Source organism: Chitinophaga silvatica (assembly GCF_003419895.1).
In the GTDB taxonomy this organism is placed as follows: Bacteria; Bacteroidota; Bacteroidia; order Chitinophagales; family Chitinophagaceae; genus Chitinophaga; species Chitinophaga silvatica.
Genome location: NZ_QPMM01000010.1, coordinates 29,674 through 45,226 on the forward strand (window position 1 = coordinate 29,674; position 15,553 = coordinate 45,226).

Sequence of the window (15,553 nt, forward strand, 5' to 3'; positions counted from 1 at the left end):
CTTACCAGATTTTTACAGCCTTTTAATTCCGCTCTTACTGGTTACTTATTTCACGATAATAATTTTGTCGTATAAAAGTTACCAGATATGAAAAATATACTCATTCCTACAGACTTTTCAATTCGCTCATTAAGTTATGTGCACAACATTGTAGCCCAGCATCCGGGAGAAAAGTTGAATATCATTTTTATGCATGCACTGGAAATGCCCGATTCATTGTTTGATCTGGTGACCTATACCCGTAATAGCAGGCATATAGAATTGATTTCATCAGATTTCCAGGATGGATGCGAGATTATCAGAAATAAATATTCTTCCGCCATTAATCAGTTAAAGATTGAATTCTTTCATGGTAGTACTAAAGCGGCATTAAGACATTTCCTCATTGCGCAGAATATTGATCTGATTATTCAACCGGCCGATCATGATTTTAATGCTCCTTCCAAAAGAAGTTATGATCCGGAGAAGCTGTTGAATAAATGTAACTATCCCAAAATGAGGATACAGATGCAGCGCAGGAAGTTCATTACCGACAGGTCAACAATCTCTGCGCTATTACTAGCTGAATAAAACACATTGTTATGTTACTTAAAAAGAACATTCCCTTAAAGTATGTTTTCGGTAAAATTAAAGTAGAGATGTTGTTGGTAACCATCTATACCCTCGCCATCAATTTGCTTTATTACCGATATGATTTCACCAGTCTGGTGATCCCACTGGCTGTACCTATGGTATTAGGAACAGTATTATCGCTACTCCTTGCCTTCAGATCTAACCAGGCATATGACAGATGGTGGGAAGCCAGAACAATCTGGGGAGCCATAGTAAATGATTCGCGTTCACTGACCAGACAGATTCTGTGCTTAATGGACAGTACTTACCAATCGGAAGAACTGACAGAGTTCCAGGAACGCATGGTAAAGCGACAGGCAGCATGGTGCTATAGCCTTGGACAATCGTTACGGAAGACTGATCCCCTCAAAGGTTTGGAAAGATTATTAAGCAGAAGGGAATTAAACTATGTGATGAGATATGATAATGTACCGGCTGCCTTGTTGCTTTTACACGGTAAGGATCTGAAGTTTGCTTTGGAACAAGGATGGATCAATCAATACCAGCAGGTAGAAATTGATAAAACCTTATCGAGGCTCTGCGATGCTATGGGTAAATGCGAAAGAATCAAAAATACCGTGTTTCCGGCCACCTATAGCCTGTACACCCATTTCACCTTGATATTCTTTATACTGTTATTGCCATTTGCATTGATAGATGTATTAGGCTTCATGGAAATTCCGATTGTAGTTGCCATTGCATCATCCTTTTTATTAATTGAAAAGATGGGCATCAACCTACAGGATCCATTCGAAAATAAACCTACAGATACACCAGTAACAACAATCGCAAGGAATATAGAGAAAGATTTGAGACAGCAGTTACATGAACAGTATAACACACCAGAGGAACAGTTAGAAGTTGGCCGATTCTATGTGTTATAAACTATTGATTTGTGTTTAAGGCGCCCTCTCCCACAGGGCCCGTAATTTATAGCGTAAAAAATGGCCCCGGTATCAACCGGGGCTTATTATTTTACTGGTCTACCAGTTCTTTTTAGATAGGTGGCAACCAAGGTTAATTTATTTACTGATTAGCTCCAAAATAATTAGGAAAATAATATTCATTTAAAGCAAATTCAACACGAAACCTTTATAAATAGGCTTCTTACTCATATAAACAGATTAATTGCCGGAGTATTGAAAAAAGAATTAATGATTATCAATCTCCATATTAAACAAAAATCATTTATCAGTGTTCTTATGAGTTAGCTATTCAATCGGAAACCAGGATAGCCCTAACTGATTCACTAAAAAAATTAAGTTATGAAACTTGTACATTATTGTCTGTTAGCTGCCCTATTTGTAGGCGCTGCTTGTCAGAATCCTCAAAAGCACGATGAAAAAATGGCGGAACAAAAAGCCGACGAAGCCACTCAATCTGCACAGGCTTCCGCTATGCACGAAGCAGCCAGCGATGCTAATGCTGCCAATGCCGCTGTAGCAGCTGTTCAATCAGCTATAAATGCTGCTATGTCTAAAATTCCAATGCCAGAATTTAAAAAGAATAATGCTAAAATGCTGGCTGAAGACTTTCACAAATACCTTTCAGAACTGGTAAATGCCAATAGCGGTAAAAAAGCCGGTGAATACATGGATAAACTGAATTCGCTCAGAGATGAATACAATAAAAAAGTAGCAGCTGAGAAAATTGATGCTGAAGATAAAGCTAAACTCGAAAAATACTACAATGATATGATCAACGCTGTTCAAACAGCGGCACCATAACAATTCAAATAGGTTTTATTTCTTTTGCTCAGGCGCTTCCAAAAGAGGCGCCTTATTTATCTCTGAAATCAAAGGGGCACGGGCAAGGCCCATCAATACCTAAAACTTCTGGTGTATGATCTGAGAACCCATTGAAATAAATGGAAAAAATAATTCCAACTATTAATACAGATAAAGCAGTTAGCATCATTAATCTATATAACTCCTTTTTTCTATAAAACAGAAAGAAAACAACCAAATACAATGACCCTACTATAGCTAATGTATGTGCTAAATAGTCGAATATTATAGTACAACTATCCATAGGTGCATAGGCGATTAAAAGCCCAAAGAACATAGCTATCCCCCATAAAAAAACAATTAAAATCAGTTTCTTCATGTTGCCGGTTTTATCTCTTTTAAATTTCCTTTCACATAAAAACCTTTCAATGGCAATTTCCTGTTTTCATACAAAATCTGAAAGGCTGGCGTATCATATGTAGTAAATTCATTTTTATTATTTCCAACTAAAAACATTGCCAGTTTTATAGTGCCATAATAATACTGCAGCTCACCTTTATAAATAGTAGGAGAAGTATTGATGATATATTGAACAGATGACTTTTTCACATACGCTCCTTCAAAATTGCAGAAGGCTTGCGGATCATCAATACCAAAGGAAGTTTTGGATAAAGCCTCCCAGATTGATAAAGAAGAATCCGGGCATGGCTGGAATAATTTTGCACCGTCTAAGTTGATAATATAACCAGAAATAACAACATCCAGACTATCATTAGATTTGCTCTTTCTTTGCTCAAAACCTGATTGAATACCAATTAGAACAACAAGTAAAAATGTAAATAAAGCTTTCATAAGAAATTTCATATCGCTCCGCTAAACTTATCGACATACCACCTCAGTATGAAATTTTTAAAGGTTTATGCATAGCCTAATAGCAACCGGATAGGGATAAAATAAATAAACATTGCCAATGTAGTGAAGAAATTCCTATTTCTCAAAATGCTTCCAGACTAAAGCTGATATTGACCTGATGAGCATAACAGCTTCATTGTCGTCTGTCCACCTTTGATCCTGAATATCTTTGGTACCTACATACAAAACATAATCTCCATGTGGTGCATTCACCAGCAGCACTTCCGACTTCGAATCATCTACCGACCCGGTTTTGGCAGCAACCTGGATATAAGCAGGAATTTGCGCAACAGCCTGTTCATCATAATATCCCTTCGTCATTAAACGATACATTCTGTCACTCGCTTTAGGACTAACTACCTCGCCCCTACGAATTTTAACCAAAAGTGCCGCCATCTCCCTGGGAGTGGTTTGCCCCCAACCATATATCTTTCTGATTGCCTCTCTGCCCGGTGTGCGGGAATTGACCCTCGTATCCTTTAACCCATATTGTTCCATCAGTTTATTGACAGTTGCCCCTCCGCCTGCCAGATCCTGATTCCATAAGGATGAGGTATTATCGCTGTACGACATCATTAAAGCAGCCAGCACACTCAATTCTGTTTTGGTACTGTCTTTAAAGAATTGCATGATTCCAGACCCTCCATACCTGATAGAATCCCTATATAACATAGGCTGATGATATTGTAATTCACCTTTATCAATTTTATCGAATAACCCTACCAGCAAAGGGATTTTTACAATACTGGCTGTAGGAAAGACAGTATCTGCATTTATAGCCGCAAACCTGCCTGTGGAAAGCTGACATACATAAATACCTGCAAAGCCTTTAAACTGACTAACTGTTTCTTCCAATTTCTTTTGCAAAACCTTATCGTGCTTCAACTTCTTTTGGGCATAGGTAAAAACAGGCAACAATAGTAACAGGGTAAATATTTGAAACTTTTTCATTCCAACAAAATAAGCTATCGATATAAAAAAACAAAGAAGGATAATAACTGGTGTGGGAAAATCCATATATCCTATGTTTGAACGTTAGGATTTCGATGTGTAAAAGATAATTGATATCTTAGGAGAAGGAAGTTAATATTCATTTGTGATGATGAAATATCTTACTATTCCACCTGCTCCAAGATTCAGGGAGATTATAAGATCCTATTGGTTATTGGAAAGTGATGAACCTTATACTCATCACTCTATGGCTGATATGTGTCCTGAATTATTATTTCATTATGATGGCCGTTTCAATGAGATATTTAAAAACGGTAAGCAGGAAAGTTCATTTACCGCAGGAATTCACGGTCAAAGTCGTGTTATCCGGCAATTTCACATAACCAGCGGATTTGGAATGTTTGGGGTATATTTCTATCCACATGCTATTCCCCTCCTTTTCAATATTCCGGCAAGCGACCTAACCAATCAGGTGCCTGAACTATCGTTACTTTTGAAGTCAACCGGCCTAGCATTGGAAGAAAAGATAGCGGCTGCTCATACCCTCCCTGAACGAATAGCTATTATTGAACAATTTGTTGATGAACAGCTGGCCAGGCAGTATGATGAATTACCTATCTTTCGGGCTATCAGACAAATAATTGCAACAAGAGGGCTAATCAATGTTAAATCGGTATCTGAGCAATATTACTTATCTGAGCGACAGTTTGAAAGGCAGTTTAATTACTTTGCAGGTTTTTCGCCCAAGTTGTTTGCCAGAATTACCAGGTTTAATCATGCCGTTAAACAATATGGCAGCAAGGGCAAATCACTTACGGAAATAGCCTTGGAATGCGGGTATTACGACCAATCTCACTTTATTCATGATTTTAAAGAGTTTTCCGGACTTCAGCCCAAAGTGTTTTTTGCTGGTAAATCACCTGCCACAACCTGGATGGAAGAATGATTGTCGGATTTTTCCAATTTGGTTAGCTTATTCCCGAATAATTTTACATCATTGTTTTACTTAAATAATTAAGTTATGAAAGTACCAGCAGGACATCAAACTGTAATGCCTTATTTGATTCTTAACGATGCAAAAGGATTTATGGAGTTTACTAAGGAAGTATTCAATGCGAAGGTTACGCATGAAGATTATCACGATTCAGGGATTTTGAGACATGGAGAAATTCAGATTGGCAATAGTACTATTATGTTTGGTAATGTGCTTCCTGAATGGGGCTCAGCGCCGGCAGGGCTGTTTGTATATGTAGAAAATGCTGATGAAACCTATAACCTTGCCTTAAAACATGGCGCCATCAAAATTATGGAGCCGGCAGACCACCCTTATGGCAGAAGTTGTGGGGTTAAGGATGCCAATGAAAATACCTGGTGGATCACTTCGCTTTAATGAATATATTTGCACCTCTTTTTTGATGCAAATATTTAGATGAAATGAGAAAGCTATTTCTGCTACTGTTAATTTTTTCCAGCAAAATTGTTGCCGCCCAGGACTTCCCGGATATGCGTAGCTGGGCTATTTATGGAGATAGTACCGAACGTTATATCTTCTCCGATACAGCTTTTATACGCAGTTCGCCAGACACAAAGCAACCCCCTATTGATACGTTGCTGGCAGGTGATAATATCCTGGTTCTAAATGTGACCAATAAGCCACTGACGATCCGAGGAATTAAAGGCCCGTGGTTAAAAATCAACTACACGAAAAACGGAGAACAAAAGAATGGTTATGTATGGCAGGGCCTAATTAGTTGTGCCCCTCTACGCCGGGGAGATACCAAGTTTGTATATGGAATTGAGAGAAGAGCAGATAGTATAGCAATAGATGGCAAAAAAAGGGATACCATTCCTCAGTTCCTGGTTCGCTTGAAGGTGGTTCAGAATGGAAAGATCATTACTAAATCCTCGCTCATAGTTAGTGATGATGAAAGTGCTAATTTCAGTGGTGGTAAAATAATGAGTGGGATGGGCTTGTCTAATGTTCAGAACATTATTATTCTTTCCTTTAGTGGAGAAGCATGTGGAATTCCAACTTATGACTACTATTTTGCATGGACAGCAGACAGTAAACTGGTGCAGCTTCCACACAAAACATCTATAGGAGATGCAGATGTATTTTATCATTCTGAAAATTTCATCTTCCCAAATGAGAAAAATGGGAAACCTGATTTAATTGTTTGGGAAATGTCTACCGAAGAAGCAACAGAGAAAGTAGACAAAAACGGTTTGAGCATTATGAAAGTAACAGGAAGAGGTAAAACTACCTATCAGTGGGATGGAGTGAATGGAACAATTACTGAGATCAAAGGTAAATAATATAAGTATCGTAAATTTAAGGGAACGAGGGATAGTTCATCTATCTCCCGTTCCCTTTTTCGTTTCCATTAATTAACTTTAGTGTGTCCAAATATTTTCAATCATGGAAAACCGTGCCTCATCGAATACCCGAATAATAAAAGCTACACCAGAGCAGCTCTATCATGCTTTTACAGACCCATTGATATTAGAACGTTTCCTGGCCCCAGGTGATATGATTGCGCAAATCCACTCATTCAATTTACGGGTTGGCGGAGGCTATAGTATGTCGCTCTTTTACCCTGCAACTGACCAGAAGAGCCAAGGCAAATCAGGAGCGAAAGAAGACCGCTTTACCTCTAAATTCATTGAATTACAGCCATTCCATAAGATCACTACTGCTACTCAATTTGATACGGAAGAGGAAGCATTTAAAGGCGAAATGACTATGACAGTGTTGTTTACACCTGTTGATGAGAAGCATACTAAAATCTCTATTAGCTTCAACAATATACCGGATGGTATAAGAATAGAAGATAATGAAAAAGGTACCGAACTGACGCTCAACAAACTTACTTCTCTGTTTGAAGATTAGCTATACAAATGTAGTTTATGGTATAAACCAAATTATTTTATGAATATTTATTCGTAAAATAATTATTGCTCCTGCTTTTCTATAGCTGTCATAAAAGTAACAGCTTCACCCACATCAGTTAATGGAATTGATATACTGTAATTAATTACAATCCGTTCGTAATTTTGAATTGTAAAAACGGGAAACATTAATGCTCCATATTCTCTCAGATAGGTTGGAAGACTATCAGTAAATACTATTTTCTGAATAATAGTATCAAGAATAACCTTATTATTTGAAGCAACTTTTAAAGTTGATTCAAAGTTATGAGTAATGAAATTTTTCAGTCCATAAATCTGTGTATATTTTGCAGGAATACGTAGAGTACTATCATGTAAGCAATAATGACGAAATGAAATTTCTATATTCTTATTGCCGATCATTACTAAAGTATCTATACGTACAGTATCATTATATCTCTTTATACATGATTTATAGAAATCCATTAACTCAGCATCTTCCTCCAGTACAGTATTTACACTATTCATTACCATTGTTTGTATTGAATCCTTATTGCCAGTGCTGTTTTTAGTGGCCACTTTAGTAGAACTATCGCATGCAACTACTGATAACAGGCAAATAAAAATAATTACAACTCTAATATTTTTTTGTGCTGAAGAGAAACATTTGATAAAAAATGCAGTTATTAATTTAGCATAGGGAATTGACATTGGCATTGTACCTCGATTTATTAAACTCCATTAATTTATAAAAAAACTATTCAAAATCTATATTCAGACCTTTTTGTACTTTAGCAGTTGATTATCAGCAAGGAAATTAGTTAACAATTGTTCATTGATTCAGACTTCAGGACAAAATAATTTTGCAAAGATGAAACCATTATTTGTTTTACTTGGAGTATTTATTATATCATTGATTATCACATTTTTACTTAATGGCAATCCGGATTACAAGTTCTCGGGTAAACTAGCATTGTCTATAATGCTCCTATTTACAGCTATCGGACATTTTGCTTTTACAAAAGGTATGTCTATGATGCTGCCAGATTTTATTCCCTTCCGGGTTCAACTAATCTACTTAACCGGATTTATAGAAATAGCTGCAGCTATAGGGATTTTTATTCCTGCCCTAAGAACAATTACAGGAATACTACTGATCATATTTTTCATATTAATCCTGCCATCCAATATAAATGCAGCTATTAAACACCTCAACTACGAAACTGGAACTTTCGATGGGAAAGGGCTTTCCTATCTGTGGTTTCGTATACCCTTTCAGGTGCTTTTAATTATCTGGACTTATTTCTTCGTAGTAAAATAAGCGATTTCCTATTTATTGGTTTGGGCATTCAACCATTCTATAATATCATTCATTACCACTTCTTTGTCAACATCATTTAACAGGTCGTGATAATGTCCTTCATAGAGCTTTATTGTCTTGTCGTCTGATGAGGCATTATCATAAAAGTATTTGCTGCCTTCAGGCTTTGTAGCCTTATCGGCCGTACCATGCAGAATGAGAAGAGGCAGATTAATGGTGGCCACTTCTGATTTAATCCTTTCATCCGCCAGGGCAAGTTGTTCTACCGTTTTGGTAGGCTGCACTTCATGGGCAATGAGAGGGTCGTTATTCATAAAATCAACCACGTCGGGATTCCGGGAGAAATCTTCATTCTTCAGTTTCAGTACATGAGCATGTGGGAAAATATGGCTCAATCCTTTCAAAACTGCAATGGCAAAATCGGGTGCAGGAACCTGAAATGCAAAGCTCTCACAGATGAAACCATTCAGCTTTTCCTGATGCTCTAATGAATAAACGGTAGACATAACCCCTCCGGCACTGTGTCCTAATAAAAAGGTTGGCAAACCAGGTTGAGCTGCCTGAGCAATATCTATCAATTTATCTAGATCAGATATCCAAACATTATACTCTGCAATATAATAGCGTTCACCATCGGATTTTCCTCTTCCGGGGAAGTCGAGTGCATAGACTTCATAACCCTGTGAGGTTAATTGTTCTGCAGCCCATTGATAATAACCACTGTGCGAGTTAAACCCATGTGCAATAACTACCAGGCCTTTGGGCTCGTTTAAAGATTTCCAGTTCCTGTAAAATACTTTCGTTCCATCTTCAGTAATGAAAGTATCTGTTTGGGGTTGAATGTTTGAAGCCATTTTAATACACTTTTAAATATTTGAAGTTTAGATAGTTGTGTTAAAGGGGGATTGTTAGTCTATTGTCTATAATAATCGGGGCTGATACTATCAATATAATGTTTTTAAATCTAAACTTGTTTAATACCTGAAATATTTCATGTACGGTTAACCTACTTTAAGACTTCAGAAAAGAACTTGCTTAATAATTTAGCTGCAATTTCAGGGTCATAAATAAAGCCATGTGTGCCTTCCTTTATTGTTTCAAATTTCCAGCCTTCCGCTTTAGATTTATTTTCTTTGTATACCCTGGCTACCTCGTTATATTTGAAGGCTTCATCATCCTTCGAGTGGATGGTATATAATGGATGTTTTGATGTTATATTTTCAAAATTTATTGCTCCGATTTTTAGAATAGGATTGGCAGAAAATGCATAAAATGCTCTAAAAGGCGTTTCTTTTTGTGATGCAAACCAAAATGCAGCAGTGCCACCATTCGACATTCCACCAAGATATATTCTCTCTTTATTGACATTATATTTTGCTTCTACCATTCTTACAACGGTAAATACATTTTCAAATGCTTTTTCCTGGTTAACCCATCCAAAATCCTTCTTGGCAAATGGATAGATAATAATACTTTGAAACTGCTCTCCTATGGAGAATATTGGTTCCTTTCTGACATCAGAACTCTTATAGAAAAATTCATTGACGGAAACCACCCCACCATGAAGGAAAACTATTGCCGGATAAGAGGTAGCTGGATTATATCCTTTAGGTACATATACAATATAAGGAACCTCCAGTTCATCTACCTTTGTAAAATAGAGAGCGAAGCCTTCTGAAGCCTTTTGAAATGGCACTTGTGCCTGTATCTGATGGTCAACAATCTCTTTATTCCAGGCTGCTGCATCTTCCTTTTTCTTCTTTTCGCTTTCAGCCAAACGCAGCTTCATATCCTTTAACACAGATAGAAAAGCTTCCGTTCCGAATATGTTTTTGAAAGATTCATTTGTTTCCAAAAAAGAGATTTCTTCCTGATTGGTACCAAGACCAAGATCATAACTTTTCTTCAACCATTTAAGCGCTAACGGGATGTCATTACAATTAGCAGCAGCACTAACTCCGCTTATATAATCATATGGGCCAATTTTTGATTTTTTAGTGAAGGCTATTTTCAAATCAGATAAGGCCGCGCAATAGTCTTTTTTATTTAAGTTACTGGCTGCGCTGGCTCTAAGCTCATCGTAGGTTTGGGAAAATGCGAGATTACAAAACAATAGACACGGAAATAGTAAAATTTTCATACATGATTTTTGAAACCAATGAAATATCTGATCATAAAATACAGGTCATTTTCAACTTTACAAAATATTAAATTCCATCAGGGAAATCGGTAAAATCTATGGTCTCAACGTTATTATGTTGGTAATTGCTGTGGACAAATTTGTCTATCTTTACTTATCATTTATAATATTTTATTGAAAATGAATGCAATAGCTCGATAGCTACTTTAGTAATCATTAACATTTGTCTAAAAAATGGAACCAATAATAACCCTACAATCATTCAAAACAATTTCCAATCAGGAAAACCTAATTGTTTTCGATGTAAGAGTCGGAAAAGATGCTTATCAGAATTACCTTTCCAAACATCTGAAGAATGCCCGGTTTGTGAATCTTGATAAAGATCTGGCAGCTGTTCCTGAAAATGCAGCCAACGGTGGTAGGCATCCTTTACCTGCCATAGAAGATTTTCGAAAATTATTGGAGGAGTCCGGTGTTTCAGAAAACTCACACATTGTTGTTTACGATGATAAAAATGGGGCTAATGCAGCTGCACGACTTTGGTGGATGTTAAAGGCTTTCGGGTTAAAAAATGTTCAGGTACTGGATGGAGGATTTCAGGCAGCAGAAAAAGCGGATTTGGAGTTTTCTCAAGGAGAAGAATCTTTTGAAAAAGGAAATCTAAGCAAAAGAGACGCCTGGTCACTACCGCTTTCAAGCATTGAAGAAGTTGAAAAAGAGATAGCAAATCAAACAGCAGTAGTTATTGATGTTCGGGATGCCTATCGCTATCGTGGAGAATCAGAACCCATTGATCTGGTAGCAGGCCACATACCTGGAGCTATCAATATCCCGTTTTCTGAGAATCTTGATGAGAACGGAAACTTCCTCGTTCCTCAGGTTTTAAAGGACAAATATTCCGGCTTATTGTCTGGCAAACCGGAAAAGCTGATTGTTCACTGTGGCTCAGGTGTTACTGCCTGCCATACAATTCTGGCTCTGACATCTGCCGGCTTTGAAGTTCCGAATTTGTATGTAGGCTCCTGGAGTGAATGGAGCAGAAGAGATAAACCGGTTGCCAAAGAAATATAGACAACATGAAACTATCAGGGATTATTAAGTAATTCTCTGATAGTTTCATCCTTTTAGCATTAATTAATTGGCTTGCGGTTTCTCTTGAATTAAGTATCAATAATTATTACGTAGTAGATAACTTCAATTTCGTATACCTAAGCAGTATAGAAAATATTCTTACATAGCAACCTACATTTCTATCCCCCAAAATTCCACTGCAGAAATACTTCATTTTCCACAGGTATATTTCAGATAGCAATTTTGCTAAGATTCAAAAAACTATTTATGGAAGTTACCGCTTTTTCAACCACACAACCGATTACAGCCGACCAGGCCGCAAACATTCTGGAAACCCGAACTACTATTACAGATCAGCTTCGTGCAGCCACCATGAATGCTGCAAAGCAATTAGGCTCAACTCATGAGCATTATGTACAAGGACAACAAAATGCATTTCTGTTCGACTTACAGCAGCTTATTAGTATGGCTAAGGATGCAGAATATCTTATGGTAGTAATGGGCGCCCATCCTGAAAATGATGGTGGATTTAAAAAAGGTGATCCAACAGTTATGCTGGTACCTTGTAATACTGAAAATATTAAGGAACAGGATGCTTCCGGCAAAACAATAAAAATGTCTTTCCCTGATACCGGAGATGATGATCCTATCGGATTAGAACATCCTCCTATTCTTACTATTCTGGGATTTGGATTCTAGATATTGAAAGTTAGTAGCCAGGCTACTAACTTTCCTCCATCCTCTTATTTCTTTGAATAAAAATCAATTATCCCTTTTCTTCAAAACTTACTATCTCTTTATTTACTTCATCCAATAATTGCTTTTCGGTTGGTAAGTAAAGCTCATACTTACTTGCAAAAATTTGTTTTTGCCCTACTGGCAGGGTGAATTTTACTACAGCATCATTTTTACTCGCACAAAGTAAAATACCAATAGTATCATTTTCATGTGGTAGTTTCTCAATTCGATCGTAATAGTTTACATACATCTGCAGTTGCCCAATGTCCTGATGGGTTAGTTTATGGGTTTTTATTTCAATGACTACAAAGCACTGAAGGAGTCGGTTATAACATACCAGATCTACATAGAACTCATCGCCTTCAATATGGATTCGCTTTTGCCTCGACACGAATGAAAATCCATTTCCCAATTCCAATAAGAAATCCTGTAAATGTGTGATAATAGCGCTTTCCAAATCTTTCTCATAATATGAAGCTTCCCGCTTCATTCCCAAAAATTCCAACAACATAGGATCTTTGATAATCTCTTTGGCATCAGAAGGGAGTTTTTCCTTTTTAGCTACTGCCAGCACACTTTCTTTATCGTTGCTCATCAAAAGACGTTCATAAAGATTGCTATCTACCTGACGTTGCAACTGGCGTACTGTCCAGTTATTCTTTACAGTTTCAGCAATATAAAATTCCCTTTGTTCTTGATTTTCAATTACTAAAAGTAATTTATATTGGCTCCAGCTCAATTGTGCATACAGTGTATGCACAATTGGAAAAGTACGGTAAAACTGTCTATAGAGATTGATTTGCCTTACTGAAAAGCCACTACCAAATTCCGGTTGTAATTGCCCTGAAAGATATTTTATAAGCTGGGAACCATAATCTGCGCGGTCTTTTCCCTCCTGTTCTTCTTCAAAAATACGTTTACCGATATGCCAGTACATCAGGGTTCTCTGATGATCTATTGCGCGAATGGCATTTTCTCTTGAATTTGAAATGATTGATTTGATGTCTGTAATAAAGGATTGGTTGATCAACATAATTTATGGTTTTAACAAGTTTGTATTGATTAGAAAATTCTCCATTTTTAAAGCCATGTATCAATTGAAGCATGGTTCTGTGTTTTGCATAGTGGGTTAACAGACCTCGTTAAAAGTGACTACAGTCATAGCGTTCCCAAATAACAAAGCAGCGATACAAATTCTTTCGAATTTCTATCGCTGCTTTAGTAATATGTCGGAAGCCTGTTTACTCCTCCGAGTAGTTAAAATTAAAAAAAACTTCAAACATAATCTAAAGGTTTTATTTTTCTACGTAATGTCAGGGAGCATCATGGAAACCTTGATTCTACTTTTAATTTTTTTTTAGACTATTTAAATAAATGATAATTATCTAATCATAAAATAAAAATAGATGATTATGTGATACAGATAAAATAACACCACATCAGCTCTAATACATTTAAAAATTAAAATAAATTAAGCCGATATGGCTGCACAACCTTTAGATTATTCTCTTGTTTTAGGTCTTATCGGGTCAATATATCCTATGAAAATTTTAATAGTAGCAAAATAAAAGTCCAAAATGAAATTATGGGATTAATCTTTAATTTCTTCTTAACTTCATTCAAATGGATTTTTTGCCACCCATACAAATTCCTCCTCAGCTGCAACCCTACATTTCTCGTATCTGGTACACGGAAGGAGCTGCTGAAAATGCCTTCCCCATCTTTGCTGATGGCCGAACCGGCCTCATTTTCCAGCAGTCCGGAATGACATTGAACAACACTCAAAAAGTTCTTGCCCATGCCTTTGTATTTGGCCAAACCCTTGACCCCATTATTTTACACACGAATCCTAATTGCCGGGTTCTAGGCCTTATTTTCCATCCACATGTACTTCCTTCCATCTTTCGGCTACATGCCAAAGAACTGACAGATGAATGTGTGGATATATCCCTTCTCCCAGCCGTTCCCCGCGTCAACCTACCTGAACAGCTATGGAATACATTCTCGCCCCAGCGACAATTCGATATCCTCTTTTCCTACCTTGGGAAGATGATTACTCCTATAGATACTAGTATGCAGTACGCTACCAATCTCATTCTGACCGCCAAAGGCAAAACTTCATTAAAAGACCTGCATTACCACCTCAACCTCACTGAGCGCACTTTTGAACGAAGATTTGAGCAATACGTCGGCATCTCTCCCCGCTTATTCTCCAATATTGCCCAGTTCCAGTCAGCAATCGGCATGCTTGACAGTGGACAATTCTCAAAACTATCCGACATCGCCTATGCAAATGGCTATGCAGACCAATCCCATTTTATCCGCTGGTTTAAGAAGTTTACCGGCGTCACCCCACGCGAACATTGTCGGAATCATTCTATTTTAAAAACCGAGATCACCTGACTTTTGTGTTGTTAATAACACAAACAGATGACACATTTCTTAATCTTAATAGTTCTTCTTTTTCCAAAACTATCTGATTACAAACAGGCAGTATCCTATGACGTGGCTACGCCGTTATTTTCCGATTATACCTATAAGGAAAGAATGATCAGTATCCCATCAGGAAAAAAAATAGTCATCACTGATAATGGATTACCGCAGTTTCCCGAAGGTACCATCCTGTTCAAAACATTCTCCCAACAAGGAATCAAAATAGAAACAAGGGTATTATTAAAAACACCCACGGGTTGGGAACCAGGCATCTATATCTGGGATGCTGCACAACAGGACGCTTACCTGAGCAAAGGAGGAGAAAAAAAGGTAAATAGCTATATACTCCCTACAATCAAACAATGTCATTCCTGCCATGGAAAAGATATACAGCCTATAGGTTTCAAAGCCCGGAACATATACCACCAGATTCCCTTTTTCGTACAGGCTGGCATCCTGGAAACACCAGATCTATCAAAGATATCACCACTTCCTAACTGGCAGGATACTACGGTTACAATAGAAAGTCGCGCCCGTGCCTACCTAGATGTGAACTGTGCACATTGTCACAATGCCACCGGAATGTGCAATAAGTCTGACCTGCGCCTTGCATATGAAGCATACTTAGACCCAACATACAAGAAACACATTTTGAAATTTATGCAAAGCGGCAAAATGCCTTTGTTGGGTACACACATGATCCACAAAGAAGGCGTTGCCCTCATTGCAAATTATATCGCCACTCTAAAATAATATCAT

19 protein-coding genes are annotated in these 15,553 nt (G+C 37.4%); 12 read left to right on the plus strand and 7 right to left on the minus strand.

The features are described 5' to 3' along the window. Window positions 1-87 precede the first annotated feature (87 nt). The 3 genes from DVR12_RS18005 (at window position 88) to DVR12_RS18015 (ending at window position 2,339) form a co-directional block, all read left to right on the plus strand. Window positions 88-570, plus strand: a complete 483-nt coding sequence (locus tag DVR12_RS18005; protein ID WP_116977188.1) for a hypothetical protein — start codon at window positions 88-90, stop codon at window positions 568-570. A gap of 11 nt (window positions 571-581) precedes the next feature. Then, window positions 582-1,496: a bestrophin family protein gene (locus tag DVR12_RS18010; RefSeq protein WP_116977189.1), complete on the plus strand. Its 915-nt coding sequence runs from the start codon at window positions 582-584 to the stop codon at window positions 1,494-1,496. Window positions 1,497-1,877: 381 nt separating this feature from the next. Continuing rightward, a complete protein-coding gene (locus DVR12_RS18015; protein WP_116977190.1) occupies window positions 1,878-2,339 on the plus strand; it encodes a hypothetical protein in 462 nt (153 codons plus the stop codon). Between the two features lie 52 nt (window positions 2,340-2,391). Here DVR12_RS18015 and DVR12_RS18020 read toward each other — a convergent pair whose 3' ends face one another. The 3 genes from DVR12_RS18020 to DVR12_RS18030 all read right to left on the minus strand — a co-directional run bounded on the left by DVR12_RS18020 (window position 2,392) and on the right by DVR12_RS18030 (window position 4,202). After that, on the minus strand, window positions 2,392-2,718 hold the full coding sequence (locus DVR12_RS18020) for a hypothetical protein (protein WP_116977191.1): 327 nt from the start codon (window positions 2,716-2,718) through the stop codon (window positions 2,392-2,394). After that, the gene (locus DVR12_RS18025) at window positions 2,715-3,191 is read right to left on the minus strand and encodes a hypothetical protein (protein ID WP_116977192.1); all 477 of its coding nucleotides are present in this window, start codon (window positions 3,189-3,191) and stop codon (window positions 2,715-2,717) included. Before DVR12_RS18025 ends, DVR12_RS18020 begins: the two co-directional genes overlap by 4 nt. A 135-nt stretch (window positions 3,192-3,326) precedes the next feature. Continuing rightward, window positions 3,327-4,202, minus strand: a complete 876-nt coding sequence (locus DVR12_RS18030; protein ID WP_116977477.1) for a serine hydrolase — start codon at window positions 4,200-4,202, stop codon at window positions 3,327-3,329. A gap of 148 nt (window positions 4,203-4,350) precedes the next feature. Between DVR12_RS18030 and DVR12_RS18035 the strand changes: the two genes are divergently transcribed. The 4 genes from DVR12_RS18035 (at window position 4,351) to DVR12_RS18050 (ending at window position 7,092) form a co-directional block, all read left to right on the plus strand. Continuing rightward, window positions 4,351-5,148: a helix-turn-helix domain-containing protein gene (locus DVR12_RS18035; RefSeq protein ID WP_199417142.1), complete on the plus strand. Its 798-nt coding sequence runs from the start codon at window positions 4,351-4,353 to the stop codon at window positions 5,146-5,148. A gap of 75 nt (window positions 5,149-5,223) precedes the next feature. Then, the gene (locus DVR12_RS18040; RefSeq protein WP_116977193.1) at window positions 5,224-5,592 is read left to right on the plus strand and encodes a VOC family protein; all 369 of its coding nucleotides are present in this window, start codon (window positions 5,224-5,226) and stop codon (window positions 5,590-5,592) included. A gap of 44 nt (window positions 5,593-5,636) precedes the next feature. Next, window positions 5,637-6,518 (plus strand): SH3 domain-containing protein, encoded by an 882-nt coding sequence (locus DVR12_RS18045; protein ID WP_116977194.1) that lies wholly within the window; start codon window positions 5,637-5,639, stop codon window positions 6,516-6,518. 103 nt (window positions 6,519-6,621) lie between these two features. Then, window positions 6,622-7,092 carry an SRPBCC domain-containing protein gene (locus tag DVR12_RS18050; RefSeq protein WP_116977195.1) on the plus strand — a complete coding sequence of 157 codons (471 nt, stop codon included), beginning with the start codon at window positions 6,622-6,624 and terminating at the stop codon, window positions 7,090-7,092. 62 nt (window positions 7,093-7,154) lie between these two features. Here DVR12_RS18050 and DVR12_RS18055 read toward each other — a convergent pair whose 3' ends face one another. Next, window positions 7,155-7,808 carry a hypothetical protein gene (locus DVR12_RS18055; protein ID WP_116977196.1) on the minus strand — a complete coding sequence of 218 codons (654 nt, stop codon included), beginning with the start codon at window positions 7,806-7,808 and terminating at the stop codon, window positions 7,155-7,157. A gap of 154 nt (window positions 7,809-7,962) precedes the next feature. Here DVR12_RS18055 and DVR12_RS18060 point away from each other — a divergent pair, with 154 nt between their 5' ends. Beyond that, window positions 7,963-8,412 carry a DoxX family protein gene (locus DVR12_RS18060; protein WP_116977197.1) on the plus strand — a complete coding sequence of 150 codons (450 nt, stop codon included), beginning with the start codon at window positions 7,963-7,965 and terminating at the stop codon, window positions 8,410-8,412. Window positions 8,413-8,420: 8 nt separating this feature from the next. Here the strand turns inward: DVR12_RS18060 and DVR12_RS18065 are convergent, their stop codons facing one another. Further along, on the minus strand, window positions 8,421-9,266 hold the full coding sequence (locus DVR12_RS18065; protein WP_116977198.1) for an alpha/beta hydrolase: 846 nt from the start codon (window positions 9,264-9,266) through the stop codon (window positions 8,421-8,423). 152 nt (window positions 9,267-9,418) lie between these two features. Beyond that, the gene (locus DVR12_RS18070) at window positions 9,419-10,552 is read right to left on the minus strand and encodes a dienelactone hydrolase family protein (protein WP_116977199.1); all 1,134 of its coding nucleotides are present in this window, start codon (window positions 10,550-10,552) and stop codon (window positions 9,419-9,421) included. Window positions 10,553-10,786: 234 nt separating this feature from the next. Between DVR12_RS18070 and DVR12_RS18075 the strand changes: the two genes are divergently transcribed. Further along, entirely contained in the window at window positions 10,787-11,623 is an 837-nt protein-coding gene (locus tag DVR12_RS18075; protein WP_116977200.1) for a sulfurtransferase, read from the plus strand. Window positions 11,624-11,890: 267 nt separating this feature from the next. Then, window positions 11,891-12,322 (plus strand): hypothetical protein, encoded by a 432-nt coding sequence (locus DVR12_RS18080; protein ID WP_116977201.1) that lies wholly within the window; start codon window positions 11,891-11,893, stop codon window positions 12,320-12,322. Window positions 12,323-12,389: 67 nt separating this feature from the next. Here the strand turns inward: DVR12_RS18080 and DVR12_RS18085 are convergent, their stop codons facing one another. Continuing rightward, window positions 12,390-13,394 (minus strand): PDDEXK nuclease domain-containing protein, encoded by a 1,005-nt coding sequence (locus DVR12_RS18085; RefSeq protein ID WP_116977202.1) that lies wholly within the window; start codon window positions 13,392-13,394, stop codon window positions 12,390-12,392. 590 nt (window positions 13,395-13,984) lie between these two features. On the opposite strand from DVR12_RS18085, the gene DVR12_RS18090 reads away from it, so the two are divergent. Continuing rightward, window positions 13,985-14,764 carry a helix-turn-helix domain-containing protein gene (locus DVR12_RS18090; RefSeq protein WP_116977203.1) on the plus strand — a complete coding sequence of 260 codons (780 nt, stop codon included), beginning with the start codon at window positions 13,985-13,987 and terminating at the stop codon, window positions 14,762-14,764. 27 nt (window positions 14,765-14,791) lie between these two features. Next, window positions 14,792-15,547 (plus strand): hypothetical protein, encoded by a 756-nt coding sequence (locus DVR12_RS18095; RefSeq protein ID WP_116977204.1) that lies wholly within the window; start codon window positions 14,792-14,794, stop codon window positions 15,545-15,547. Window positions 15,548-15,553 lie beyond the last annotated feature (6 nt).